This window comes from Streptomyces sp. NEAU-174 (assembly GCF_052665095.1).
Genome location: NZ_JBQTCE010000005.1, coordinates 57,168 through 82,384, shown reverse-complemented (window position 1 = coordinate 82,384; position 25,217 = coordinate 57,168). Strand labels below are relative to the sequence as shown.

At 69.1% G+C, this 25,217-nt stretch carries 19 protein-coding genes, 1 tRNA gene and 1 pseudogene; 8 read left to right on the top strand and 13 right to left on the bottom strand.

Annotated features, from left to right (window positions below):
* Nucleotides 1-101 precede the first annotated feature (101 nt).
* Both ACT2CW_RS16040 and pyk read left to right on the top strand, forming a co-directional pair.
* Nucleotides 102-893: an SIMPL domain-containing protein gene (locus ACT2CW_RS16040; protein WP_445517055.1), complete on the top strand. Its 792-nt coding sequence runs from the start codon at nt 102-104 to the stop codon at nt 891-893.
* A gap of 157 nt (nt 894-1,050) precedes the next feature.
* Entirely contained in the window at nt 1,051-2,481 is a 1,431-nt protein-coding gene (gene pyk / locus ACT2CW_RS16035; RefSeq protein ID WP_044577084.1) for a pyruvate kinase, read from the top strand.
* 34 nt (nt 2,482-2,515) lie between these two features.
* On the opposite strand, the gene ACT2CW_RS16030 is transcribed toward pyk, so the two are convergent.
* Together ACT2CW_RS16030 and ACT2CW_RS16025 are read right to left on the bottom strand one after the other, a co-directional pair.
* Nucleotides 2,516-3,295, bottom strand: a complete 780-nt coding sequence (locus ACT2CW_RS16030; RefSeq protein WP_445517054.1) for a helix-turn-helix domain-containing protein — start codon at nt 3,293-3,295, stop codon at nt 2,516-2,518.
* 87 nt (nt 3,296-3,382) lie between these two features.
* Nucleotides 3,383-3,465: transfer RNA gene (locus ACT2CW_RS16025), tRNA-Leu, on the bottom strand.
* A 94-nt stretch (nt 3,466-3,559) separates the two neighbouring features.
* Here ACT2CW_RS16025 and ACT2CW_RS16020 point away from each other — a divergent pair.
* Nucleotides 3,560-4,198 carry an ANTAR domain-containing response regulator gene (locus tag ACT2CW_RS16020; RefSeq protein WP_198279539.1) on the top strand — a complete coding sequence of 213 codons (639 nt, stop codon included), beginning with the start codon at nt 3,560-3,562 and terminating at the stop codon, nt 4,196-4,198.
* On the opposite strand, the gene ACT2CW_RS16015 is transcribed toward ACT2CW_RS16020, so the two are convergent.
* The 3 genes and pseudogenes from ACT2CW_RS16015 to ACT2CW_RS16005 all read right to left on the bottom strand — a co-directional run bounded on the left by ACT2CW_RS16015 (nt 4,155) and on the right by ACT2CW_RS16005 (nt 8,719).
* Nucleotides 4,155-7,085, bottom strand: coding sequence for an AfsR/SARP family transcriptional regulator (locus tag ACT2CW_RS16015; RefSeq protein WP_445517363.1), 2,931 nt, complete (start codon nt 7,083-7,085; stop codon nt 4,155-4,157). The two genes, ACT2CW_RS16020 and ACT2CW_RS16015, sit on opposite strands and share 44 nt — an antisense overlap.
* 171 nt (nt 7,086-7,256) lie before the next feature.
* A pseudogene (locus tag ACT2CW_RS16010) lies at nt 7,257-7,919 on the bottom strand (AfsR/SARP family transcriptional regulator); the annotation flags it as partial.
* Complete coding sequence (locus tag ACT2CW_RS16005) at nt 7,916-8,719, bottom strand: AfsR/SARP family transcriptional regulator (protein WP_445517053.1); 804 nt, start codon at nt 8,717-8,719, stop codon at nt 7,916-7,918. The gene ACT2CW_RS16005 and the pseudogene ACT2CW_RS16010, both read right to left, overlap by 4 nt.
* A 428-nt stretch (nt 8,720-9,147) precedes the next feature.
* Between ACT2CW_RS16005 and ACT2CW_RS16000 the strand changes: the two genes are divergently transcribed.
* The gene (locus ACT2CW_RS16000; protein WP_191067824.1) at nt 9,148-9,342 is read left to right on the top strand and encodes a hypothetical protein; all 195 of its coding nucleotides are present in this window, start codon (nt 9,148-9,150) and stop codon (nt 9,340-9,342) included.
* A 59-nt stretch (nt 9,343-9,401) separates the two neighbouring features.
* On the opposite strand, the gene ACT2CW_RS15995 is transcribed toward ACT2CW_RS16000, so the two are convergent.
* The 8 genes from ACT2CW_RS15995 to ACT2CW_RS15960 form a co-directional block, all read right to left on the bottom strand.
* On the bottom strand, nt 9,402-10,118 hold the full coding sequence (locus ACT2CW_RS15995) for an ABC transporter ATP-binding protein (protein ID WP_164434191.1): 717 nt from the start codon (nt 10,116-10,118) through the stop codon (nt 9,402-9,404).
* Entirely contained in the window at nt 10,115-11,032 is a 918-nt protein-coding gene (locus tag ACT2CW_RS15990; RefSeq protein ID WP_164434190.1) for an ABC transporter ATP-binding protein, read from the bottom strand. Before ACT2CW_RS15990 ends, ACT2CW_RS15995 begins: the two co-directional genes overlap by 4 nt.
* Nucleotides 11,029-12,783: a branched-chain amino acid ABC transporter permease gene (locus tag ACT2CW_RS15985; RefSeq protein WP_182468983.1), complete on the bottom strand. Its 1,755-nt coding sequence runs from the start codon at nt 12,781-12,783 to the stop codon at nt 11,029-11,031. The genes ACT2CW_RS15990 and ACT2CW_RS15985 overlap by 4 nt, the downstream gene beginning before the upstream one ends.
* A 12-nt stretch (nt 12,784-12,795) precedes the next feature.
* Complete coding sequence (locus tag ACT2CW_RS15980; RefSeq protein ID WP_164434188.1) at nt 12,796-13,728, bottom strand: branched-chain amino acid ABC transporter permease; 933 nt, start codon at nt 13,726-13,728, stop codon at nt 12,796-12,798.
* Between the two features lie 101 nt (nt 13,729-13,829).
* Entirely contained in the window at nt 13,830-15,062 is a 1,233-nt protein-coding gene (locus tag ACT2CW_RS15975) for a branched-chain amino acid ABC transporter substrate-binding protein (protein WP_164434187.1), read from the bottom strand.
* 522 nt (nt 15,063-15,584) lie between these two features.
* Entirely contained in the window at nt 15,585-16,043 is a 459-nt protein-coding gene (locus ACT2CW_RS15970; protein WP_445517052.1) for a hypothetical protein, read from the bottom strand.
* Nucleotides 16,044-16,098: 55 nt separating this feature from the next.
* Complete coding sequence (locus ACT2CW_RS15965; RefSeq protein WP_445517051.1) at nt 16,099-16,614, bottom strand: hotdog fold thioesterase; 516 nt, start codon at nt 16,612-16,614, stop codon at nt 16,099-16,101.
* An 81-nt stretch (nt 16,615-16,695) separates the two neighbouring features.
* Entirely contained in the window at nt 16,696-19,002 is a 2,307-nt protein-coding gene (locus tag ACT2CW_RS15960) for an FdhF/YdeP family oxidoreductase (protein WP_445517050.1), read from the bottom strand.
* Nucleotides 19,003-19,253: 251 nt separating this feature from the next.
* On the opposite strand from ACT2CW_RS15960, the gene polA reads away from it, so the two are divergent.
* The 4 genes from polA (at nt 19,254) to ACT2CW_RS15940 (ending at nt 25,216) form a co-directional block, all read left to right on the top strand.
* Nucleotides 19,254-21,992 (top strand): DNA polymerase I, encoded by a 2,739-nt coding sequence (gene polA, locus ACT2CW_RS15955; RefSeq protein WP_445517049.1) that lies wholly within the window; start codon nt 19,254-19,256, stop codon nt 21,990-21,992.
* A gap of 113 nt (nt 21,993-22,105) precedes the next feature.
* Complete coding sequence (locus tag ACT2CW_RS15950) at nt 22,106-23,893, top strand: lytic transglycosylase domain-containing protein (protein WP_445517048.1); 1,788 nt, start codon at nt 22,106-22,108, stop codon at nt 23,891-23,893.
* Nucleotides 23,894-24,063: 170 nt separating this feature from the next.
* On the top strand, nt 24,064-24,198 hold the full coding sequence (locus ACT2CW_RS15945; protein WP_107417375.1) for an SPW_0924 family protein: 135 nt from the start codon (nt 24,064-24,066) through the stop codon (nt 24,196-24,198).
* Nucleotides 24,199-24,214: 16 nt separating this feature from the next.
* Nucleotides 24,215-25,216, top strand: a complete 1,002-nt coding sequence (locus tag ACT2CW_RS15940) for a DUF3068 domain-containing protein (protein WP_445517047.1) — start codon at nt 24,215-24,217, stop codon at nt 25,214-25,216.
* Nucleotide 25,217: the final 1 nt, after the last annotated feature.

Below are 25,217 nucleotides of genomic sequence, written 5' to 3'. Positions count from 1 at the left end.
GATCTCCCCTGAGATACCTGCGAATTGGGCACAACGCGCGTAGATTCTGGCCCAACCGCACCGCTTCGCACCAGCCCTCGCACACCTGACCGGGAGCCGCCATGAACCAGTCGCCCCAGCCCGACCGGCCCGGCCCGCCGCCCCAGCCTGCCCAGCCCGGGCCGCCGCCCCAGTCCGCCGAGCCCGGCCCGCCGCCGCCCGTCGCCCATGTGCCGTACGGCACCCCCGAGACCCCGCGCGTCGCCGTCCGCGGCGAGGCGACCCTGGAGGTCGACCCCGAGATCGCCCGGCTCACCATCACCGTCAGCGCCCGCGGCGCCGACCGGCGCGCCGCGCTGGAGGACCTCACCCGCCGCAACAACCAGGTCCTGGAGCTGGTGAAGTCCTACGGCGAGGCGGTCGAGAAGCTGGAGACCGGCGCCTTCTCGGTCACCCCCGAGATCAACCCCAAGAGCCGCCATGAGCGCGTACGGGCCTATCACGGCCGGGTGCACCTGACCGCGGCCCTGACCGACTTCACCGCCCTGGGCGAGCTCACCACCCGCCTCGCCGACCTCGAGCTCACCCGCGTCGACGGCCCCTGGTGGGGGCTGCGCCCCGACTCGCCTGCGTACGGCCGGGCCCGGCAGCAGGCGGTGCGCGAGGCGGTGCAGCGGGCCCGGGAGTACGCCGGGGCGCTCGGCGCCCGGCTGGTGGCGCTCATCGAGCTCGCCGACCTGGAGGCGGAGGAGGGCCCGTTCCAGCCCGTGGCGGTCGCCGCCCCGCGCGCCCGATCCGGCTACGGCGGCCCCGCCGACCGGGACGCCGTGGCCGCGCTCGACCTGGAACCGCAGCGCCAGACGGTGTACGCGCACGTCAACGCGCGCTTCACCATGACCCCGCCCGAGCTCTGAAACCCCTCCTCCGGAGCCCCGTAACCACCCTCCGAAACGCTCATCGGAGCGGCCCACTGCACGTTTCATTAGTTGTCAATAACCTGCCATCCAAAGGCCATGGAGGAGTGTGAGGTTCCCGGTTCTTTACTCGCGAGTAAGTCATAGGCTCGGCATCATGCGCCGAGCAAAAATCGTCTGTACTTTGGGACCCGCCACCGACTCGTACGAGCAGATCAAGGCACTCATCGAGGCCGGAATGGACGTGGCCCGCTTCAACCTCAGCCACGGCACCTATGCCGAGCACGAGGAGCGTTATCGGCGAGTGCGCAAAGCCTCGCTGGAAACCGGCCGCAGCGTCGGCATCCTCGCCGACCTTCAAGGTCCGAAGATTCGGCTCGGCCGTTTCCGTGAAGGGCCGGTACTCCTTGAACGCGGGGATGAGTTCATCATCACCGTCGAGCCCATCGAGGGCGACCGGTTCCGCTGCGGTACCACCTACGAGGGGCTGGCCGGCGACGTCAGCAAGGGTGAGCGCATCCTCGTGGACGACGGCCGGGTCACCCTCGAGGTCGTCGACATCGACGGCCCCCGGGTGCACACCATCGCCATCGAGGGCGGCATGATCTCCGACCACAAGGGGCTCAACCTCCCCGGAGTGGCCGTCTCCGTCCCCGCGCTGTCCAAGAAGGACATCGAGGACCTGCGCTGGGCCCTGCGCATCGGCGCCGATGTCATCGCCCTCTCCTTCGTCCGCAACGGCAACGACGTCGTGGACGTCCACCGGGTGATGGACGAGGAGGACCGCCGGCTTCCGGTCATCGCCAAGATCGAGAAGCCGCAGGCGGTGGAGAACCTCGAGGGGATCGTCGACGCCTTCGACGGCATCATGGTCGCCCGTGGCGACCTCGGCGTGGAGATGCCGCTGGAGCAGGTGCCGATCGTCCAGAAGCGCGCGATCAAGCTGGCCAGGCGGAACGCCAAGCCGGTGATCGTCGCCACCCAGATGCTCGACTCGATGATCGAGAACTCCCGCCCCACCCGGGCCGAGGCGTCCGACGTCGCCAACGCGGTCATCGACGGCACGGACGCGGTGATGCTCTCGGGCGAGACCAGCGTCGGCAAGTACCCGATCGTCACGGTCAAGACGATGGGCCGCATCGTCGCCGCCGCCGAGGAGGACATCCTCGCCAAGGGCCTGCCCCCGCTCACCGAGCGCAGCAAGCCCCGCACCCAGGGCGGCGCGGTGGCCCGCGCGGCGGCCGAGATGGGCGACTTCCTCGGCGCGAAGTTCCTCGTCGCCTTCACCCAGTCCGGCGACACCGTGCGCCGCCTCTCCCGCTACCGCTCCCCGATTCCGCTGCTGGCCTTCACCCCGGAGCCGGGCACCCGCTCCCAGCTCAATCTGACCTGGGGCGTGGAGACCTTCCTGGGCCCGATGGTCGATTCCACGGACGAGATGGTGGCCCAGGTGGACGAGGAATTGCTGCGCCTCGGCCGCTGCAAGAAGGGCGACCTGGTCATCATCACCGCAGGTTCCCCGCCCGGTGTCTCCGGCTCCACCAATCTGGTCCGCGTCCACCACATCGGCGCGGACGACCTGAGGTAACCGAGCCTCGCTACCTTGGGGCCGAAGTACTGGTTCAGTACTTCGGCCCGACGTGCTTGTCCATGAGGGCGACGGAAGCCCGGCGGGCGACGGAGATGTTGAACGGATCGCTGCCGCGCGCGAGTGTCGTCCACTCAACGCCGACCTTGGTGAGGGTGTCGGAGCAGAGCTTGCGGATGTCGTCGGACTTGTTGGTGAAGAGGTAGCGAGGGTATTCGTAGCGTTTCCGCTCCCCGGCGACGATGCGCGTGGTCCAGTTGGTGATGCGGCAGCCGTCGGAGTGGAATAGTCCGCGGACGAACTCCCATGGGTGAGCGTCCACGATCGACTGCTGCCACAGCTCCAGCGCTATGACGCGGTCATGCTTCTTCCCCGGCCCATGTTGCGGGAACATACACGTCCAGTGCTTGGTGTACGACTTCACCTCGGCGCAGCCGTTCTTCTGCCGCCGCTGCACGCTGGGCAGGGGCATCACCTTGCGCATGGCGGTCTCGGCCTCGTCGATCAGACCGGGCCAGGCGTCGGCACAGAAGATGGACAGATGGTGCTGCTTGGGCTTGGAGACGATATGGCCATCGCCGAGGTAGAGGCCCAGCAGGTACGCATACGCTGGCTGGTCGAATGCCCTGTTGGTGCATTTAGGGCAGTCCGTCGGCTGTACAAAGGGCTCGCCCCGTCGTTTTCGGTCCTGATGCCGCCACCAGCCAACGGTGCCTCGTGGGACTCCGAGAAGCTCGGCCACGTCACGATTGGCAAAGCCTTGTCGCATCAACATCACAGCGTCGTATCGAATCGACGGACTGTAATCGCTCATGATCTGAGCGTCGCATTCGTGGGTGCGGCCTTGTGGTGAATTCGGGCCGTGCCACGCGAACGTGAGCTTCCGCTTCACGATTGTGAGTACCGGGTGCGGGATTCGAACCCGCAAGCCCTCTCGGGCAGAGGTGTTTGAGACCTCCGTGTATACCGTTCCACCAACCCGGCGAGGAGTTTCAGCGCGGACAGCTTACCGTGTGCGAGCCGATCTCGTCTCGCAGGTAGGCTCAAGGTGCAGCACCTGCCAGGAACGAGGAGCCCCGTGAGCGCCACCGAGCCCGTCGACGAGCAGTCGCACATTCCGCCGCACACCACCCGCGTCGTCATCGCCGAGGACGAGGCCCTCATCCGCCTCGACCTGAAGGAGATGCTCGAGGAGGAGGGGTACTCCGTCGTCGGCGAGGCGGGCGACGGGGAGACGGCTGTCGCGCTCGCCCAGGAGCACCACCCCGACCTCGTCATCCTCGATGTGAAGATGCCGGTGCTCGACGGCATCTCCGCCGCCGAGCGCATCGCGGCCGACCGCATCGCCCCCGTGCTGATGCTGACCGCCTTCTCCCAGCGCGAACTGGTCGAACGGGCCCGGGACGCCGGGGCGATGGCGTATCTCGTGAAGCCGTTCAGCAAGAGCGATGTGGTCCCGGCCATCGAGATGGCCGTCTCCCGCTTCACCGAGCTGAAAACCCTGGAGCAGGAGGTCGCCGACCTCTCCCAGCGGCTGGAGACCCGCAAGCTGGTCGACCGGGCCAAGAGCGTCCTCCAGACCCAGTACGGGCTGACCGAGCCCGCCGCCTTCCGCTGGATCCAGAAGACCTCGATGGACCGCCGGCTGTCGATGCAGCAGGTGGCGGAGGCCGTCATCGAGGACGCGGCGGAGAAGAAGGCCGCCAAGGAGGAGTAGCGCGGACCGGTTGGGAAGCCTGGGCGAGGAGTACGCGTACGTCGTCGCCTTCGGCTTCTCCCAGTCGTTCGTGGATGGAGAGCGCCTTGCGCCAGCAGGCATCGGCGCGATCGCGTTCTCCGAGTTCCATCAGTGCCTTGCCCAGCAAGGTGAGGATGATGGCACGGCGCCATTCGCCGCCGATTGCGCCCAGGGCGAGGGCCTGCTCGGCATGTGCGGCGGCCTCTGCCGGATGGTGAAGTGCGAGCTGCACCTCCGCCAGCCGGTAGTGGGTCATTCCCTCCCACAGACGCTGACGGCTCTCGTGGAAGAGGCTGCCCGCGTCGGTGAGGGCTTCCAACGCTTCCGGACCCCGCCCGGCCGAGATCAGTGCCTGGCCGAGCGCGTACTTTCCGTTTGCGAGGCGCAAGCCGAGCCCCAGGCTCTCGTAGATCCTGACGCCTTGCTGGGCTACGTCGATCGCATTCATGGTGCGACCCAGCTCGATGTGTACCCGGGACAGGTTGCACAGTGCCGCAGCCTCACCGGGTCGGTCCTGGTCGGCGCGGAAGGCGTCTATGGCCTCGAGGAGGTGGGCCTCCGCCTCGTCGAACCGTTTCAGAAGGATCGCGGTCACACCGCGCAGATTCGGGAGGCGGCCGATAACGGCCGGGTCCTCCACCGCGCGGCCGATGTCCATGGCCTGCCGCGCCTGTTCGTCGGCCTCCTGGTGCTGTCCGCGCAGGCTGAGGGCGCGGGCCAGGGCGCTCCGTGCGCGGCTTTCGGCCTGCGGGTCTCCGCTGGTCCGGGCGGTCGCGCTGAGTCTTGCGGCCAGGGCCGCGTACCGGTGGGTGTGGGATCCGGACTCGGCGAGGTCGGACGCGATCAGAAGCAGGTCGGTCGCGCGGCGCAGCGTCGCGCCGGAGCCGGCCTGAGCGGCGCATGCCAACAAGCAGTCGCCCTCGCTGAAGAGCCAGTCGAGTGCGGCGTCGTCGTCCGAGAAGGCGAGGCCTGGGTGGCTGGTGGGCGCGAGGTGCTTGATCAGCCGGTCGCCGGGTCGTTCCCGTGCGTACACACCTGCCGTCGTGGCGAGATAGAAGTCGAGTAGGCGGCTCACGGCCGCGTCCCGGTCCGCTGGTCGCTCATCACGCTCGGCGCAGGCTCGGGCGAAGAGGCGTACGAGGTCCTGGTAGCGGTAGCGACCGGGTACTACGGAATCCAGCAGCGAGGTATCGACGAGGGATTCGAGTTGGTCCTCGGCGTCAGAAACATCCATGTCGAGGACGGCAGCGGCCGCCGTGAGCGAGATGTCCGGGCCGTCCGCCAGCCCCAGCAGCCGGAACGCCCGGGCCTGCTGCGCTTCGAGCTGACCGTAGCCCATCTCGAAGGTGGCCTTGACCGCCAGGTCGCCCGCCCGTAGTTCGTCCAGCCGCCGTCGTTCGTCGCCGAGCCGGCGCGCCAGGGTGGATACGGTCCAGGTGCGGCGTGCCACGAGCCGGGAGGCGGCGATACGGACGGCGAGGGGGAGGAAGCCGCAGGCCGCCACCACGTCCATGGCGGCGTCGCGCTCCGCCTCGACCCGCTCGACGCCTACGATGCGAGTGAAGAGTGCCAGCGCTTCCTCGGGGCTCATCACATCGAGGTCGACGAGATGGGCGCCCGCTAGGTCGATCATGCGGGTGCGGCTGGTGACCAGAGTGACGCAACCCTCGATCCCGGGCAGCAGCGGCCGTACCTGGGCAGCGTCGCGGGCATTGTCCAGGAGGGTGAGCACGCGGCGGCCGCCGAGTTTGGAGCGATAGAGGGCGGCGCGTTCCTCGACGCCGTCGGGGATGCTGTGGTCCGGGGTGCCGAGGGCGCGGAGGAAGGAGCCCAGGACGGCTCCTGGGGCGGCGGCGGTCGGCGTCGAGCCCTGAAGGTCGACATAGAGCTGTCCGTCGGGGAAGAGGTGACGCGCGGCGTGCGCTACGTGGACGGCCAGTGCCGTTTTGCCGATTCCGGCGATCCCGTGGATGGCCCATACGGCGGTGGCGCGTCCGTTGGGGGTGGCCAGTTGCTCGCTCAGCTCATGGACGAATGTGGTGCTGCCGGTGAAGTCCGGTGTGTCGGCCGGGAGTTGGAGGGGGACCGGTGGCGGGGGTGCCGGGTCGGCTCGGTCGCTTTCCGGCGTGCCGGAGGGAAGTAACGTCTTGTCCGCCTCAAGGATGCGCTGCTGCAAATCGCTGAGTTCCGGCAACGGGTCCACGCCGAGTTCCTCGGCCAGCAGCCTCCGGGTGTCGGCGTAGACGGCCAATGCCTCGGCCTGTCGGCCGCTGCGGTAGAGCGCCAGCATGAGTAGTTCACGCAAACGCTCGCGCAGCGGGTGTGCGGCGGTCAGCGCCGTGAGCTCGGAGACCGCCTCGGTGTGGAGGCCGAGCTCCAGGTCATGGTCGAGGCGCGTTTCGATCAGTGAGAGCTGCCATTCCGCGAGACGCGAGCGCTGTGTCTCCGCGTACGGACCGGGCAGTCCGGCCAGCGCCTCGCCGTTCCACAGGCTGAGCGCCTTGTTGATCAGCTCTCGTGCCCGGACTCGGTCGCCGGACTGCCCCGCCTTCTCTGCCTGGGCGGCCAGCTGTTCGGCTACATCGACATCGAGTGCGCCTGGTGCGGTGCGGATCGCGTATCCGCCGGATTCGCTGACCAGTACATCCGAGTCGGCTCCCAGAGCCTTTCGTAGCCGCGAGGCGTACGTTCTCAGCGCGGCGATGGCTACCTCGGGCGGGTCATCGCCCCACACGGCGTCGATCAGTTCCGGCGCGGTCACCGTCTGTCCGCCGCGTAGCAGCAGCGTGGCGAGCATTGCCCGCTGCTGCGGTGAGCCGGTGTTGAGCTGCTCCTCGCCTCGAATGGCCCGGACCGGCCCGAGCACGGTGAAGCGAAGGGGTCCCGGTTCGTGAGGCGTTTCCTGGCCGGTGGCCGGGTGAGCGAGGGGGCGCGGCGATGGGCTCGTCGGAGTTCGCTGCGTCTCTGTGGGGGGCGGCGCCGGCGGGTAGGGCGTGTCCCGTGGGTTGCCCGCGGGAGAGCGAAACACCTGCCGGAAGGTGTCCGGGGCTTCAGCGGCGCGGCTGCGCTCGTGCAGCGCTCGGGCGAGCTGGGCGCGGAACGGCTCGTAATCCGGATGTTCTTCGGCGAGTGCGCGCAGCTCGGCGATCGCCCGGGTGTGACGACCGAGACGCAACTCGGTGTCGATGCGCAGAGACAGCGCCTCCAGGCGCAGATTTTCGAAGCGTCGTGCCTGGGCCGCGAGTCGGGGGGTGGCGGCGATGCCCGTGAGGGCGGGGCCACGCCACAATTCGTTCGCTGCGCTCAGCAGTTCGTGTGCGCGTTCGTCAAGGCCCTCGTCGAACCGGCTTCTGGCGTCGTCGAGAAGTCGGGTGAACCGGGTCAGGTCCAGGTGCTGTGGGTTCGCCAACAAGGTGTAGCCGACGGAGTGTGTCGCCACCAGACGGCGCCCGGCGCCCGGCCCGCCCGCCTGGTCGATTCGACTCCGTAGTCGGCTGGCGTAGGTGTGCACTTGAGCCCGCGCCGTGGCAGGCGGGGAACCGCCCCAGAGCTCTTCGCTGAGCGTTTCGATGGGGACGGTCTGCCCGCACCGCAGCAGGAGCGATGTGAGGAAGGTGCGGGCGCGCACTGATGGCGGGGTGACGTCGATACCATCCACGACGAGTTGGACGGGGCCGAGCAGGTGTGCCTCTGTCCTCATGAGGTCCCCTTGGAACGGCTGCCGTGGACGATGCTGTCCCGCTGATCCAGGAGAGAGAGGGGCCGTAGACCGTATTCGCGGTCCCAGCGGTCGAGTTCATCGGTCACGAGCCGGAGGGCGCGGGATTCCGACCCGGTCGCGCACAGGGCGCGGGCCAGTAGGACGACGATGCTCTCGTCACCTGGGTGCTGGGTACGCAGGTTTTGGAGATCGGCTGTGGCCCGGGCGGTGGCACCCAGCTCCAACAGGGCGGCCGCTCGCCGCTTGCTGAGATCCAGGTGGATGTCCGCGAGGCCCTGCCGGGTGCTCAGAACATAGGCGGAGGGTTGGAGCTCGGCCAACGGCTGGCCTCGCCACAGCCTCAGTGCGGTGTCGTAGTGGGTGAGAGCGGTGTGGGTGTCGCCCTCGGTGTGGGCCGTCTCGCCGTCCTCCAGCAGACGTTGGAAGCCGGTGACGTCGACGGAGTCCGGGGCGGTGTGCAGAACGTAGCTCACCTGTTCCGGGATGTGGCCCGGATGGGTCGCCAGGCGAGGTGCGGCGCCGTTCGTTCCGTCGGTGAACTGACCCAGCAGCTGCCGCAGATGGTGGATGTGCACATGCAGGGCCTGCGTGGCGGATGCCGGAGGCGGGCCTGGCCAGATGCGCTCCCGCAAAGCGGCGATCGTGACGGCTTGTCGTGCTGAGAGAAGCAGGATGGCGAGAACCGCTCGCCGTTGGGGAGGACCCAAGGTGACGTGCTCGCCGTTACGACTCGCCTCAACGGGGCCCAGGAGTCCGAACTGGAGGGAAATCGCCTTCACCCCTCCCACGATCGGCGATTGATGAAAGCCAGCCTAGCAGTACACTTAGTAGGCGTTAAGTGACTGTAGAGCGAGAGCAGAGCGGAATCAGAGGGAGATCAAGGGAGAGCGCGGAGGGTGCTGCCGTATCAAGACGTTCATCAATCGTCCACATGATGCGGGCACTCTGGTAGACCAGCGCGCTTGCGGCATGCCTAGTCCAGCGTGCAATCAGGCAGGGCCTTCCGGGGGTGGTAGCCCGGGAGCCCTGCCTTGCTGTGTTTTCCTGGTAACTCTGGCCCAACTCAGGCTACTTCGGCTACCTTCATTTCTGACTCGCCGTGCGTTCGTGAAGTGATCCGGGCCTCCTACCAAGGCCCGCATGGGGTCTTTCTTGTCGTGCGCGGGGAGTTGACCTGGACTAGGCACAGTCGAAGGAGAGTGCAGCGGTGTATCCGGATTCCTTAGCGTGGCTGTTGGCCGGGGTCGTAGTGATCCTGGCCTTCTTTGCCCTCGTCGGCTACGTGGCCAGGGTGCTGCGGGCGACGCGACGTCTCCCCGCGGTGATCATCGCCCTCGGGACGCTGATCGGCGTTTTGCCGACCATTCTCTACGCGATGTACCACGTGGCCGGAACGGCCTGAGCCGCAGACGGACAAAGGGCTTGGCCGCACCGCTTCCGGTGCGGCCAAGCCCCTGGCCCTCAGTCCTCGCCGAGGTACGCCTTCCGCACCGACTCGTCATGCAGCAGCGTCTCGCCCGTCCCCGACAGCACGATCTTGCCGATCTCCATCACATGGCCCTGGTCGGCCAGTGACAGCGCCGCCTGGGCGTTCTGCTCGACCAGCAGTATCGTCGTGCCCTGGGATTTGAGCTCGGCGATGGTCTGCATGATCTTCTGCATCATGATCGGCGAGAGGCCCATCGAGGGCTCGTCGAGCATCAGCAGCTTGGGGCGGGACATCAGGGCGCGGCCCATCGCGAGCATCTGCTGCTCACCGCCGGAGAGGGTGCCCGCCGCCTGGTTGCGGCGCTCGCCGAGGATGGGGAAGAGGTCGTACGCCTTTTGGATGTCGGCGGCTATGCCGTCCGCGTCCTTCCGGAGAAACGCTCCGAGCTGGAGGTTCTCGGCGATCGACAGCCTCGGGAAGATATGCCGCCCCTCGGGCGAGTGGGCCAGCCCCAGGGCGACGATCTTGTGCGCGGGGACGCCCCGCAGCGGCTTGCCGTCGAAGCGGATCTCCCCGCCGAGCGGCTCGAGCAGGCCGGACAGGGTGCGCAGCGTGGTCGTCTTGCCCGCGCCGTTGGTACCGATGAGGGTGACGACCTGTCCGGCCTCGACGCTGAACGAGATGCCCTTGACAGCCTCGATCTTGCCGTAGGCGACCCGTAGGTCCTCGACCTCGAGCAGTGCGGTCACTGTCCGTCCTCCGTACGTGCTGTGGTGCCCCGCTGGGCCTCGTCCTGCGTGGCCCCGCCCGTGGCTCCGGTCGTGGCCCCGGCCTCCGCGGCCTCGACCTCGGCGGCCTCCTCCGCGCCGGGCGCGCCCTCGAAGGGGGTGCCGAGGTAGGCGGCGACGACGCGCTCATCGCTCTGGACGACCTCCGAGGTGCCCTCGACGAGCTTCTGGCCCTGGACGAGCACGGCGACCCGGTCGCAGAGGTTGAAGATGAAGCGCATGTCGTGCTCGATGACGAGCACGGCGGTGCCCAGGTCCCGGATGGCGAAGACCAGTTCCTCGGTGGCGCGGGTCTCCTGGGGGTTCATTCCGGCGGTGGGTTCGTCGAGCAGCAGCAGCCCGGGGTCGCTGGCGAGGGCGCGGGCGATCTCCAGCTTGCGCTGCTCGCCGTAGGGGAGGTTGCGGGAGAGGTGGTCGGCCTTGTCGGCGAGGCCGGTGAACTCCAGGAGTTCCATGGCACGGTCCTTGGAGGCGGCCTCGGCGCGCTTGAAGCCGGGGCCGCGCAGCAGGGCCGACCACAGGCCCTCCTTGGTGCGGGTGTGGCGGCCGACGAGCACGTTCTCCAGGACGGTCATATTGGCGAAGAGCCGGATGTTCTGGAAGGTGCGCGCGATGCCCGCCTGGGTGACGAGGTGGGGCTTGGGCGGCAGTACGGTGCCCCGGTAGGCGACGCTGCCCTCGGTGGGGACGTAGAGACCGGTGAGGCAGTTGAAGAAGGTGGTCTTGCCCGCGCCGTTGGGCCCGATGAGGCCGACGATCTCGCCGGGGTGGACGTCGAGGTCGACCGCTTGGACGGCCGTGAGCCCGCCGAAGCGCATGGTGACGCCGGTGGCGGTGAGCACGGGGGAGGTCGTGGTGGTGGTCATCGCTGTCATGCCTCCGCCTTGGTGACGCCGACGGCACTGTCCTTGAGTCCGGTGGCGCCGGGGACGTCGAGCTGGCCGGTCTCGTGGTACTCGAGCTGCTGCCGCCGGTTGGGGACGATCCCCTCGGGGCGGAAGCGCATCAGCAGGATGAGCGCGATACCGAAGGCGAGGAGCTGGTAGTCCTGGAGGAACTCCAGCTTCTTGGGGATCAGATAGAGCAGGGTGGCGCCGAGCAGCGGGCCGCCGATGGTGCCCATGCCGCCGAGGATGACGGCGGCCACCAGGAAGGTGGAGTTGGGCGGGACGGGTCCGGCGAAGACGTACTGCTCGGGCACGACCGTGGACTGGAAGTGGGCCCATACGGCACCGGCGACCCCGGCCAGGGTGGCGCCGAGCGCGAAGGCGATGAGCTTGACCCGGAATCCGTTGATGCCCATGGCGGTGGCGGCGGTCTCGTCCTCGCGGATGGCGACCCAGGCGCGGCCGATACGGGAGTTGCCCGCCCGGCTGAAGATCAGCACGACGACCACGGTGACCAGCAGCATCAGCAGGTAGTAGTTGCCGTTGGAGTCGAGGGTGACTCCGCCGACGCTGTGGTCGTCGTTGAAGTTGAACCCGAAGATCTCCAGCGGGGGGATGTTGGGGATGCCGTCGGGGCCGTTGGTGACGGAGGGGCCGGAGGTGCCGTCGAGGTTCAGCATGGCGAGACGGAAGATCTCTCCGAAGCCGAGGGTCACGATGGCGAGGTAGTCGCCGCGCAGCCGCAGGGTCGGGGCGCCGATGACCACGCCGAAGATCAGGGAGACCACACCGCCGGTGATCACGGCGGCCCAGAACGGGAACCTGACGTCGATGGTCGAGGCGGTGGAGCCGGAGACCAGGGCGGCGGTGTAGGCGCCGACGCCGAGGAAGGCGACGTATCCGAGGTCCAGCAGGCCCGCGAGGCCGACGACGATGTTCAGGCCGAGGGCGACGGTCGCGAAGATGGCGATGTTGACGCCCAGTTCGGTGAAGCTGGACTTGTCCTGGAAGAACGGGAAGACGATCGCGGTGATCAGCGCCGCCACCAGGGTGACGGATCGGTAGGAGCTGGTGAGCTCGCTGATCCGGCTGATGAGCCCGGCCTTGACCAGGGCGACGGCGGCGAATCCGACGGCGATGAGGTAGCCGAGGAACGGCTCGGGGTGGTCGTTGTCGGTCTGGATGCCGTAGTTGACCACGTAGAGGCCGACGGCGAAGACCGCCGCGATGATCAGGATCTCGGCCCAGGAGGGCAGCTTCTCGGGGCGGCACAGCGGGCGGCTGTCGTCCGGGAGCAGGAAGGTGGTGGCCACGGGCACGGCCGTCACCACGGCGGCTATCCAGCCGCCGGGCTCCAGGTTGACCAGGCCGTCCAGATCCACCGCGATGGCGATGACGGTGAACCAGGTGACGGCGAAGGTGCCGAGGGCCAGCATCCGCAGGGCCTGGGTGGAGCCGCTGGGGGTGAGCCAGCGCAGGCCCTTGAGGTCGAGGGCGGCCAGTGCGAAGACGCCCGTGGCGATGCCGAGGACGAGGGTGAGGAGCTGGAGTCCGCCGGGGTAGCCGTAGACGGTCAGATCGCCGGGGAATTCGGCGGTCCAGGTCCAGGCCAGGAAGGTGGAGACGACGGCGGCGGCGCCGCCGGCCGCGGTGAGGGCCCGGAGCAGGGTGGTGCGCGGGGCGGGTGCGCCGGTCTCGGCCTTGCGCACGGCGGTGGGCTGGGTCTTGTCGGTGGTCATCGGTTCACTCCCTCACGCCCGGTCCGCTACGCGTTCGCCGAGCAGACCCTGTGGCCTGACCAGCAGGACGACGATGAGCAGGGTGAAGGCCCATACGTCCTTCCAGGCACCGCCGCCGAGCTGGTCCATCCCGGGGATGTCCTGGATGTACTTGATGGCCAGGGCCTCGACGACGCCCAGGACGACGCCGCCGAGCATGGCGCCGTAGATGTTGCCGATGCCGCCGAGCACGGCGGCGGTGAACGCCTTGAGACCGGCGATGAAGCCCATCTCGAAGTTGATCTGGCCGTACTTGAGCCCGTGGGAGAGGGCGGCGACGGCGGCGAACGCACCGCCGATGGCGAAGGCCATCACGATGATGCGGTCGGTGTTGATGCCCATGAGTTTGGCGGTGTCGGGGTCCTGCGCGGTGGCCTGCATGGCGCGGCCGGCCCGGCTCTTGGAGACGAACAGCCCGAGGGCGAGCATGCACAGCGGGGCGGCGATGAGGAGGAAGGCGTCGCCGCGCTGGATGTGCAGATTGTCGAGGATCTCGAACGACGATCCCTCGAACTGCGGGAAGCTGCGGGGCTTCTTGGCGTCGGGGTAGAAGGCCCAGACGGCCTGTTGCAGTGCGATGGACAGACCGATCGCGGTGATCAGGGGGGCGAGCCGGGGCCCGCCGCGCAGGGGCCGGTAGGCGAAGCGTTCCGCCGCGGTGGCGATGGCGACCGAGGCGACGATGCCGCCGATCAGCATCAGGGGCAGAGCGAGGGAGAGCGCGGTGCCGCTGGGCAGCCAGATGTAGATGGTGAGGGCCCCGAAGCCCCCGATCATGAAGATCTCGCCGTGGGCGAAGTTGATGAGCTGGACGATGCCGTAGACCATGGTGTACCCGATGGCGATCAAGCCGTAGAGGGCGCCAAGGGTCAGGCCGTTGACCAGCGTTTGCGGCAGTTCGTGCACCGCAGGGCCTCCGATGAGCGTGTCGGATATGACGCCGCGCGAGGGCGATGGGTACGCCCTCGCGCGGATTCGTTTCGTGGGTGTGCGATCGCTGCCGGGGGTCAGTCCTTGAAGGTCTCGCTCTTCACGGACTTCCAGGCGCCCTTGGTGACCTTGTAGACGGTCAGCTGCTTGTTGGTGGTGTCGCCGTACTGGTCGAAGGAGACCTTGCCGGTGACACCGTCGAAGGAGACCTTGCCGAGCGCCTCGGTGATCTTGGCGCGGGCGTCGTCCGGGAGCTTGCCGTCGTTGTCCTCGACCACGGCCTTGACGGCCTGGATGATGGCCCAGCCGGCGTCGTAGGAGTAGCCGCCGTAGGCCGCGTACGGGTCCTTGTAGTGCTGGTCCGCGTAGTTCTTCACGAACGTCTTGGCGGAGTCGAGCTGCTCGACCGGGTAGCCGACGGAGGTGGCGAGGTCACCGTCGTTGTTGGTGCCCGAGGCCTTGATGAAGGCGGGGTCGTAGATGCCGTCGCCGCCCATGATCGGGACCTGCGCGCCGGCCTGCTTGACCTGGTCGGACAGCAGACCGCCCTCGGGGTACTGCCCGCCGAAGTAGACCGAGTCGGCGCCGGAGGACTTCACCTTGTTGGCGATGCCGGAGAAGTCGGTCTCCTTGACGGTCAGGTGGTCCCGGCCGACGATCTTGCCGCCGAGGCGCTTGAACTCCTCGGCGAAGATGGTGGCGAGGCCGTTGCCGTACGCCTGCTTGTCGTCGATGACGAAGACCTTCCGCTTCTTCGCGTCCTTGTAGTAGTACTGCGCGGCGAAGCGGCCCTGGATGATGTCGGTGGTCGCGGTGCGGAAGTAGGTCTTGAAGGGGCGCGACTTCTTGCCCGAGGCCCAGTCGTCGCCCTGGCTCAGGGCCGGGTTGGTGTTGGCGGGGGAGACCTGGGCGAGGTCGCCTCTGTCGAAGACGCCCTGCATGGACTGGGCGACGCCCGAGTTGAGCGGCCCCACCGCGCCGAGTATGTCCTCGTCGTCGACCATCGAGGTCGCGTTCGCCTTGCCCGAGGAGGGCACGGCCTGGTCGTCGAAGGACTTGACCTTGAAGGTGACCCCGTCCACCTCGTTGTTCTTGTTGGCCACCTTCGCCGCGAGGTCGACGGAGTTCTTGATGCCCTGGCCGAGAGCGGACAGCGAGCCGGTGAGCGGGGCGTCGACACCGATGACCACGGTCGTCTTGCTGTCCTTGCCGCCACTGTCGTTTTTGTCGTCCCGCGACCCGCAGGCGCTGAGAGTGAGGGCGCCCGCGGTGATGGCGGTCGTCATGATGAGCAAGGAACGGTGTCGCACGAGGAATCCTTTCCATGGCCCCGGCACCCCGGGTTCAGGGGGTGCCGTGTCCTCGCCGGATGAACCTGGAATGGCCGTGTGGGTGCGGCGTACATCCCACGGGGCCGTGACTGGCTGTGACTCTAAGGGCGGGGCGCGACGGGTGGCAGAGGTCCAGGCGATGATGTGACTGTCTTGTTATGACGCGCGTCACCCCGGGATGTCCGTGTAGCGGAACGTAAGGGACGAATGGGGCGCATTTGGACCAATCATTAGGTCCGGATCCTGAGAAGGTGCAGTTCCGCTAAGGAGTGCGGTGCGCTTGTGAACGAAGCGCGGAGGCGCGTGCGCGGATGGGCGCGGGAAGATCGATTTCGGAGTCGCCGAGGGTGCCGAAAATGCGATCTTATATTGCGTCAGTGTTACGCAGTGTTACGGCCGAGGGTGCGAGTCCGGGGCCTGTTCGGGGGCGTGGGCGGGGTTCCGGAACGGGTGTCGGGCCGCTGTTGGGCCGGTGTCGGGCCGGTGTCGGGCCGGTGCGGCTCAGGTCGGCGGGCGCCAGTTCTCGGAGCTGTGGGTGGCGCCGTTCGCGGCCGCGCAGCGGCGCTCGGCCAGCCGCTTGATCAGCGCCTTGGCCGCCGGGGTGCCATGCCGCTTCCGCTCGGCGCGCGCGGCCTGGACGATGTCGTCGTAGATCTCGTACTGCTGGTTGGAGAGCCCCTTCTGCTCCCAGTCGAGCCCGGCCCACTGGCTGCCCGCGAGGTCCTGTTCGGCCCAGTAGGAGATGAGGTCGGCGCACAGCCGTACGGGGGAGGTGGCCCGGGGCGTGGGGTCGTGAGGGGCGGGTGTGGACGCTGGGGCGTTACGGGAGTGACCGGAGTCGCGGGAGTCGCCCGAGGGGCCGGAACCGGAGCTGCCGCATCCGGTCATCGTCACGGCGAGTACGAGAGCGCAGCCACAGACGGCGGCGGGCCGGAAGCCCGCCCGGGTCGTTGCCCCCATGGAGGGTCACGGTAGACCCGGCCGCCCAGGGGGACAACGGCGCTGGCGCCGGGCGTCACGCCCCGGCGCGGTCCTTCGCCTCGGCGATGTCGGCGACCGTCTTGGCCCGCCCGGCGTCGTCGACCTCGCGCAGCAGGCAGGTGAGGCGGGCGGTGCACACCCGCCGGTCCTGCTCATCGCTGATGATGATCTCGTAGGTGGCGGTGGAGCGGCCCCGGTGGACGGGGGTGGCCACACCGGTGACCAGGCCCGAGCGGGCGCCCCGGTGGTGGGTGCAGTTGAGGTCCACGCCGACCGCGATCCGCCCGCTGCCGCCGTGCAGCATCGAGCCGACCGAGCCGAGGGTCTCGGCCAGCACGGCGGAGGCGCCGCCGTGCAGCAGCCCGTACGGCTGGGTGTTGCCCTCCACCGGCATGGTGCCCACGACCCGCTCGGCCGAGGCCTCGAGGATCTGCACGCCCATGCGGGTGCCCAGGTGTCCGGCGGAGAACAGCGCGGGAAGATCCACGCCGAGCGCCGCGTACTCGTCGAGTACCTCTTGCGGGAACTTCACGCTGGTCTGCTCGCCCATCGGGACAGGCTCCGTTCGGTTGCTGTGGTGGCCACCTTTGCTTGTGGTGGCCACCTTCTTACCAGGCAACTGAGCAAACGCTTAGGCCGGGGTTGTCTGTTCCAGGCGGACCACCACGGACTTGCTCGCCGGGGTGTTGCTGGTGTCGGCGGTGGCGTCCAGCGGGACCAGGACGTTGGTCTCCGGGTAGTACGAGGCGGCGCAGCCGCGCGCGGTCGGGTAGTGGATCACGCGGAAGCCGGTGGCGCGCCGCTCGGTGCCGTCCTTCCACTCGCCGACCAGGTCGACGTAGGCGCCGTCGGCCAGCCCGAGCTCCCGGGCGTCCTCGGGGTGCACCAGCACCACCCGGCGGCCGTTCTTGATGCCGCGGTAGCGGTCGTCCAGGCCGTAGATGGTGGTGTTGTACTGGTCGTGGGAGCGCAGGGTCTGGAGCAGCAGCCGGCCCTCGGGCGCCTCGGGGTATTCGATGGGGGCCGCCGTGAAGTTGGCCTTACCGGTGGCGGTGGGGAAGCTGCGGCTGTCGCGCGGGGCGTGCGGCAGGGCGAATCCGGAGGGGTCGTTCACCCGGTCGTTGAAGTCCTCGAAGCCGGGGATGACGGCGGCGATGCGGTCGCGGACGCGCGCGTAGTCCTTCTCGAACTCCTCCCAGGGGGTCTGGCTCCCGGGGCCCAGCACCCGGCGGGCCATCCGGCAGACGATGGCCGGCTCGGAGAGCAGATGGGGGCTCGCGGGCTCCAGGCGCCCGCGGGAGGCGTGCACCATGCCCATGGAGTCCTCGACGGTGACGAACTGCGGGCCGCCGCCCTGGACATCGCGCTCGGTGCGGCCGAGGGTGGGCAGGATCAGCGCCCGCGCGCCGGTGACCACATGGGAGCGATTGAGCTTGGTGGAGACATGGACGGTCAGCCGGGCGGCGCGCATCGCGGCCTCGGTGACCTCGGTGTCGGGGGAGGCCGCCACGAAGTTGCCGCCCATGGCGAAGAAGACCTTGGCCTGGCCGTCGCGCAGGGCGCGGATGGCCCGGACGACGTCGAAGCCGTGCTCGCGGGGCGGGGCGAAGCCGAACTCGCGCTCCAGGGCGTCCAGGAAGGCCGGGGCGGGGCGCTCGAAGATGCCCATGGTGCGGTCGCCCTGCACATTGCTGTGGCCGCGCACCGGGCAGACCCCGGCGCCGGGGCGGCCGATGTTGCCGCGCAGCAGCAGGAAGTTGACGACCTCACGGATGGTGGGCACCGAGTGCTTGTGCTGGGTCAGGCCCATCGCCCAGCACACGATGGTGCGCTTCGATTCGAGGACCATGCGCAGGGCGCGGTCGATGTCGGCGCGGTCCAGACCGGTGGCGCGCAGCGTCTCGTCCCAGTCGGCGGCGCGGGCCGCGGCGGCGAACTCCTCGAAGCCGTGGGTGTGTTCGCGGATGAACTCCTCGTCGACAGCTCCCTCCCCCGCTCCGGAGGCGCTGTCGGACGCTTCCAGGATGAGCTTGTTGAGGAGGCGGAAGAGGGCCTGGTCGCCGCCGATCCGGATCTGGAGGAAGAGATCGGTGAGCGCGGTGCCGCCACCGGCGATACCGCGGGCGTTCTGCGGGTTCTTGAACCGCTCGAGACCGGCCTCGGGCAGCGGGTTGATCGAGATGATCTTCGCGCCGTTGGCCTTCGCCTTCTCCAGGGCGGAGAGCATGCGCGGGTGGTTGGTGCCCGGGTTCTGCCCGGCCACGACGATCAGGTCGGCCTTGTAGAGGTCTTCGAGCAGCACGCTGCCCTTGCCGACGCCGAGGGTCTCGGTGAGCGCCGAGCCGGACGACTCATGGCACATGTTGGAGCAGTCGGGCAGGTTGTTGGTGCCGAACTCGCGGGCGAAGAGCTGGTAGAGGAAGGCCGCCTCGTTGCTGGTGCGGCCCGAGGTGTAGAAGACCGCCTCGTCGGGGGAGTCGAGCGCGGTCAGCTCGTCGCCGATGATGTCGAAGGCCCGGTCCCAGGAGACCGGCTCGTACCGCTCGGCGCCCTCGGGCAGATACATGGGCTGGGTCAGCCGGCCCTGCTGGCCGAGCCAGTAGCCGCTGCGGTTGGCGAGGTCAGCCACCGGGTGGGCGGCGAAGAAGTCGGGGGTCACCCGGCGGAGGGTGGCCTCCTCGGCGACGGCCTTCGCGCCGTTCTCACAGAACTCGGCCGCATGGCGCTTGTCCGGCTCGGGCCAGGCGCAGCCGGGGCAGTCGAAGCCGTTCTTCTGGTTGACGCGCAGCAGGGTGAGCGCGGTGCGGCGCACGCCCATCTGCTGGTGCGCGATGCGCAGCGAATGCCCCACGGCCGGCAGCCCGGCGGCGGCATGTTGTGGGGGTGTGACCTCGGGCGCGTCCTGGATCGGATCGCCTGCGGGCGGCTTGGCTGCCATGTCGCTCCCCTTGGCTCGAGCGTTGCGGGACCTGTGTGTGGACCTATGGGTCCGATCCTGTCACGGGCCACCGACAGCCGGGGCGGCGGCCCGGTCCGGCTGTCGGTGGCCCGGCCCGGTGCGGCGGTACGGCCGTTCCGGCCGCGCGGCCCGGTCCGATCTTGCGCTCGGTCCGGTGCGATCTTGTGTCCTGTCCCGTCCGGTCGCCGGGGCGGGAGGCATTGTCGGTGGGGCGTGGCAGGATCGGGGGCGTGGCAGAGAAAGCATCGAAGAAGACCGCAGCGCCCGCGACCGACCGCACCGGGACAGACCGTCCCCGCCTGCTCCTGCTGGACGGGCATTCCCTGGCATACCGGGCGTTCTTCGCGCTGCCGGCGGAGAACTTCAACACGACCACCGGCCAGACCACCAACGCGATCTACGGCTTCACCTCGATGCTGGCGAACACGCTCCGTGATGAGCAGCCCACGCACCTCGCCGTGGCGTTCGACGTCTCGCGCAAGACCTGGCGCTCCGAGCAGTTCACCGAGTACAAGGCGAACCGCTCCAAGTCCCCCGACGAGTTCAAGGGCCAGGTCGAGCTGATCGGCGAGCTGCTCGACGCCATGAAGATCACGCGCTTCGCGGTGGATGGCTTCGAGGCCGACGATGTGATCGCCACGCTCGCCACCCAGGCCGAGGAGCAGGGCTTCGACGTCCTGATTGTCACCGGCGACCGGGACTCCTTCCAGCTGGTCACCGACCATGTCACGGTGCTCTATCCCACCAAGGGCGTCTCCGAGCTGACCCGGTTCACCCCCGAGAAGGTGCAGGAGAAGTACGGCCTCACCCCGAGCCAGTACCCCGACTTCGCGGCGCTGCGCGGCGACCCGTCGGACAACCTCCCCGGCATCCCGGGCGTCGGCGAGAAGACCGCGGCGAAGTGGATCAATCAGTTCGGCTCCTTCAAGGAGCTGGTGGAGCGGGTCGAGGAGGTCAAGGGGAAGGTCGGCGAGAAGCTCCGCGACCACCTGGAGTCCGTGAAGCTCAACCGCCAGCTGACCGAGCTGGTGCGGGACGTGGAGCTGACCGTCGGCCCCGAGGGGCTCGAGCGCGCCCCGTACGACCGGGAGGCGCTCGGCGTGATCCTGGACGCGCTGGAGTTCCGCCACCAGAACTTCCGCGACCGGATCATGGCCGTCGACCCGGGCGCGGCGGCGGACGAGCCCGCGGCCACCGAGCCGGGTGTCGCGGTCGACGGTGTGGCGCTGGGCGCGGGCGAGCTCGCCCCCTGGCTGGAGAGCCACCGTGACGCCCCGCTGGGCCTGGCCACCGTCGACACCTGGGCGCTGGGCAGCGGCAGTGTCAGCGAGGTCGCGCTGGCCACCGGCTCCGGCCCCGCCGCCTTCTTCGACCCCTCGCAGCTGGACGAGGCCGACGAGCGGGCGTTCGCCGAGTGGATCGCGGACCCGGACCGCCCCAAGGTGCTGCACAACGCCAAGGGGATCATGCGGGTCTTCGCCGAGCACGGCTGGTCCGTCGCGGGCGTCTCCATGGACACCGCTCTCGCCGCCTATCTGGTCAAGCCCGGCCGCCGCTCCTTCGAGCTGGACAGCCTGTCGGTGGAGTACCTGGGCCGTGAGCTGTCCCCGGCGGCGGCCGCGGACGGCGGACAGCTGGCCTTCGGCGCCGATGAGGAGGCCGAGCGGGACGCCCTGATGATCAAGGCGCGGACCATCCTGGACCTGGGCGAGGCCTTCGACGGCCGGCTGAAGGACGTGGGCGCGGCCGGGCTGCTGCACGACATGGAGCTGCCCGTCTCCGAGCTGCTGGCCCGGATGGAGCGGTCGGGCATCGCCGCCGACCGCGGCTGGCTGGAGCGCATGGAGCAGCAGTTCGCGGCCGCCGTGCAGCACGCCGTGAAGGAGGCCCACGACGCGGTGGGCCATGAGTTCAACCTCGGCTCGCCCAAGCAGCTCCAGGAGGTGCTCTTCGGCGAGCTGGGCCTGCCCAAGACCAAGAAGACCAAGACCGGGTACACCACGGACGCCGACGCGCTGGCCTGGCTGGCCGCGCAGACCGACCACGAGCTCCCGGTGATCATGCTGCGCCACCGTGAGCAGGCGCGGCTGCGCTCCACCGTCGAGGGCCTGATCAAGACCATCGCCCCCGGCGGCCGTATCCACACCTCCTTCAACCAGACCGTGGCGGCCACCGGCCGGCTCTCCTCCACCGACCCCAATCTCCAGAACATCCCGGTGCGCACCGACGAGGGCCGGGCGATCCGGCGCGGCTTCGTCGTCGGCGACGGCTTCGAGTCGCTGATGACCGCCGACTACAGCCAGATCGAGCTGCGCGTCATGGCCCATCTCTCCGAGGACGAGGGCCTGATCGAGGCGTTCACCTCCGGTGAGGACCTGCACACCACGGTCGCCTCCCAGGTCTTCTCCGTCGACAAGTCGGCGGTCGACCCGGAGATGCGCCGCAAGATCAAGGCCATGTCCTACGGGCTGGCGTACGGCCTGTCCGCGTTCGGCCTCTCCCAGCAGCTGGGCATTACCCCCGACGAGGCCCGCAAGCTGATGGAGAACTTCTTCGAGCGGTTCGGCGGGGTGCGCGACTATCTCCAGCGGGTCGTCGAGGAGGCGCGCGCCACCGGCTATACGGAGACCATGCTCGGCCGCCGCCGCTATCTGCCGGACCTCACCAGCGACAACCGCCAGCGCCGCGAGATGGCCGAGCGGATGGCGCTCAACGCCCCGATCCAGGGCACCGCGGCCGACATCGTGAAGATCGCGATGCTCAAGGTGGACGCGGCGTTGACGAAGGAGAAACTCTCGTCGCGGATGCTGTTGCAGGTCCACGACGAAATCGTGCTGGAGATCGCCCCCGGTGAGCGGGAGCGGGTGGAGGAGCTGGTGCGCCGGGAGATGACGGGCGCCTTCCAGCTCAGCGCTCCGCTGGACGTATCGGTAGGATCCGGTGCGGACTGGGAGTCCGCGGCTCACTGAGAGTTCGCCCGATGCGGTGTTTGCACCGGTAGCTGCGGGCCATAAGTTGTCGTAGTGTCACCAGAGTTGACGCGCCGGGGGAGCGCATGGTGTTCGACGGGAGGGACACACGGATGGCACCGCTAATCGGCCGACGACTGCGCAAAGGGGCGGCCACGACAGCGGTGGCGGCGGCCGCGATGGCCGCCCTCACCGCGTCCCAGGCGCCGGGATTCGCCAATTCCGACCATGGCGACCGGAACCGGGAGCAGCGGGCGGGGGAGTCACCGGCGCCGGACGACAACACCCCCATAGACGGTGGTTCCTCTTACCACACCGATCTGCCACCCCTGGTCACCCCCGACAAGCCGGGCTCCTCGATCGATCTGCCCGGGCTCCCCGGGGGCAGCAGCACCAAGCCCGAGGCGGGCATCCCCGCGAGCGTCCTCGCCGCCTACAAGAAGGCGGAAGCGGCCCTGAGGGAGTCCAACCCCGGCTGCAATCTGCCCTGGGAGCTGCTCGCCGCGATCGGCAAGGTCGAGTCCGGCCAGGCCGGCGGCGGCAATGTGGGCGCCGACGGCACCACCGTCTCGCCCATCCTCGGCCCGGTTCTGAACGGCGACGGCTTCGCCCTGATCAAGGACACCGACGGCGGTGCCTACGACGGCGACAGTCAGCATGACCGTGCGGTCGGGCCCATGCAGTTCATCCCGTCCACCTGGGCCAGCTGGGGCCGGGACGGCAATGGTGACGGCGAGAAGGACCCCAACAACGTCTATGACGCCGCCCTCGCCGCGGGCAGCTACCTCTGCGCGGACGGCCGCGATCTGTCCGTCAAGGCCGATCTGGACCGCGCGATCCTCGGCTACAACCACTCGCGGGAGTACCTGAACACCGTCCTGTCGTGGTTCGAGTACTACAAGCGCGGCACCCATGAGGTCCCCGACGGCACCGGTGTGATCCCCTCGGGGAACGACTCCGGCTCGGGCTCGGGCGACAAGGGCAAGGACTCGGGCAAGAATCCGGGCAAGAACCCGGGGAAGGACGGCGGCAAGGGCGAGGAGAACAACGCCCACACCCTGCCCAAGCCCGAGGACAAGCCCGACACCAGCACTCCGACCCCGCCGACCGGTGACAACTCCGGCACCCCGGGCAACCCCGGCACCCCCGGCACCGGGTCCCCGACCCCGAAGCCCCCCACCACTCCGCCGTCCACCCCGAGCGGCACCAGCAAGCTCACCACCGTCGGCGCGAAGGAGCTGTCCGCCACCGCGGGCACCGGGTTCGACCGGTCGCCGCGCGTCAAGGCCGTGGACACCGCGGGCAAGCCGGTGGCCGGCGCCAAGGTGCGGTACGAGATCCTCGGTGACACCGACACGCGCTTCCTCGGCCTGGTCAAGTCCGCCACCGTGCTGACCGCCGCCGATGGCACCGCCACCGCGCCGAAGCTGCTCGCGGGCGAGAAGGCCGGCACCTTCACCGTGCGCGCCACCGCCGTGGGGCGGGAGGCCGCCCCGGTCGAGTTCACCGCCACCGTCAAGGCCCGGCCGGTGCCGCAGGCCGACGCGCTGGCCCGGATCGGTGACAAGAAGCTCACGGCCCGGACCGGCGCCTCCTTCGCCGACCTGCTCACCGTCAAGGCCACCAACAAGGGCAAGAGCATGGCGGATGTCCCGGTGACCGCCACCATGATCACGTCGGCGAAGGACCCGAAACCCAGCGACAAGGGGCCCTACTTCCTGGACGACAAGGGCAAGCCGGTGCGCACCCTGGCCGCCCTGAAGACCGATGACCTCGGCCGGCTCACGCTGCCGAAGATCCTCACCGATGACCAGGCGGGCACCTTCCTGCTCCGCCTCACCGCCGAGGGCGGCGCCGTCCTGGACATCGAGCTGACGGTCACCAAGGCCCCCGCCTCGTAGCCAAGAGCCCCTCACACAGCCCGCCGCACCGCCCCTGAGCCCCCACCGGGCCCAGGGGCGGTGTGACGCATTCACGCCTTCGTGTTCTCATCTGCGGCCCCCGTTGCTACGGTGCCCCATCCCTGACGAAGCGTCAGGCAGCGCCTCGTACGGACCACGGGAGGCCCCGTATGCGTGCCCTCGCCGCCGCCGCGATCGGACTCGCCGCCGCCCTCGCCATCGTTCTCACGATGACGGCCATCGGCGCCCCCAGCGGTGAGACCTCCCCGGAACCCCTGCTCACCACCGTCCCCAAGCACCCCTGAGGGAGGGACATCCGCCATGCGCCGCAGAGCAAGCCTGGTGCTGCTGGCCTTCGCCGTCTTCTTCGCCGCACTCGCGCCGCTGCTGCGCTGGTACGCCTATCCCCGGCTGGCCAAGATCCCGCCCAGTGAGTACCAGACGGCCGTGATGGAGGCCCGCCCGGCCACACTGCTCGACTACGGCACCATGAAGCCCCGCACCGTCCCCAAGGTCAGCATCGTGCAGACCCTGCGCGGCAATGTGCCCGCCGCGAAGAAGGTCGGGAAGGCGACCGGGCGCGATGTCGTCGTCTGGGACACCCTGTCGTATGTGGCCGGGCCCGACGGCAAGATGGTCTCCAAGATCCCCGAGCGCTATGTCTTCGACGCCCACTCCCAGGACCCGGTGCACGCGGGCGGCGAACACGTCGACGGGGACGCGGTGCGCCGCGACGGCATCGAGTACAAGTGGCCGTTCCTCACCGAGAAGCGCGACTACCGCTACTTCGACGCCCAGACCCGCACCTCCGCCCCCATCCACTACAAGGGCACCCGCGACTTCCGCGGTCTGGAGGTCTACTACTTCGAGCAGACCATCCCCTGGACCAAGGTGCCGCTGCCCAAGACCATGCCGGTCAGCGGCGTCACCCCCGAGACCGTCCGCAAGGCCGGCACCTCCCGCTGGTACAGCACCAAGCGGATGTTCTGGGTCGAGCCCACCACGGGCGCCCCGGTCAACGGGCAGGAGATCCACAAGGAGGAGCTGCGCGGCGGCACCCTGCTGGGCGACCGCGACCGGGTGACCGTCTTCTCCGGCCATGTGAAGATGCGCGAGGACTACATCCGGCACACGGTGGACATGGTCAAGTCCCAGCGCCAGCTGGTCCTGCTGCTCACGGCCTATCTGCCGTGGGGCTTCCTGATCCTGGGGCTCGCCCTGCTCGCGCTCGCGCTGCTGCTGGAGGCGCGCGCCCGCGGGGCGCGCCCGCCGGCGGCCCCGGCGGCGCCGACCGCGTTGTCAGTGGCGGGCCGTAGCGTATGAC

Bases quoted from the DNA above. Each gene is read 5' to 3' on its own strand.
- ACT2CW_RS16040 (WP_445517055.1), top strand. From the start codon at position 102: ATGAACCAGTCGCCCCAGCCCGACCGGCCCGGCCCGCCGCCCCAGCCT.
- pyk (WP_044577084.1), top strand. From the start codon at position 1,051: ATGCGCCGAGCAAAAATCGTCTGTACTTTGGGACCCGCCACCGACTCG.
- ACT2CW_RS16030 (WP_445517054.1), bottom strand. From the start codon at position 3,295: ATGAGCGATTACAGTCCGTCGATTCGATACGACGCTGTGATGTTGATG.
- ACT2CW_RS15990 (WP_164434190.1), bottom strand. From the start codon at position 11,032: ATGACAGCGATGACCACCACCACGACCTCCCCCGTGCTCACCGCCACC.
- ACT2CW_RS15985 (WP_182468983.1), bottom strand. From the start codon at position 12,783: ATGACCACCGACAAGACCCAGCCCACCGCCGTGCGCAAGGCCGAGACC.
- ACT2CW_RS15970 (WP_445517052.1), bottom strand. From the start codon at position 16,043: ATGGGGGCAACGACCCGGGCGGGCTTCCGGCCCGCCGCCGTCTGTGGC.
- ACT2CW_RS15965 (WP_445517051.1), bottom strand. From the start codon at position 16,614: ATGGGCGAGCAGACCAGCGTGAAGTTCCCGCAAGAGGTACTCGACGAG.
- ACT2CW_RS15960 (WP_445517050.1), bottom strand. From the start codon at position 19,002: ATGGCAGCCAAGCCGCCCGCAGGCGATCCGATCCAGGACGCGCCCGAG.
- ACT2CW_RS15950 (WP_445517048.1), top strand. From the start codon at position 22,106: ATGGCACCGCTAATCGGCCGACGACTGCGCAAAGGGGCGGCCACGACA.
- ACT2CW_RS15945 (WP_107417375.1), top strand. From the start codon at position 24,064: ATGCGTGCCCTCGCCGCCGCCGCGATCGGACTCGCCGCCGCCCTCGCC.
- ACT2CW_RS15940 (WP_445517047.1), top strand. From the start codon at position 24,215: ATGCGCCGCAGAGCAAGCCTGGTGCTGCTGGCCTTCGCCGTCTTCTTC.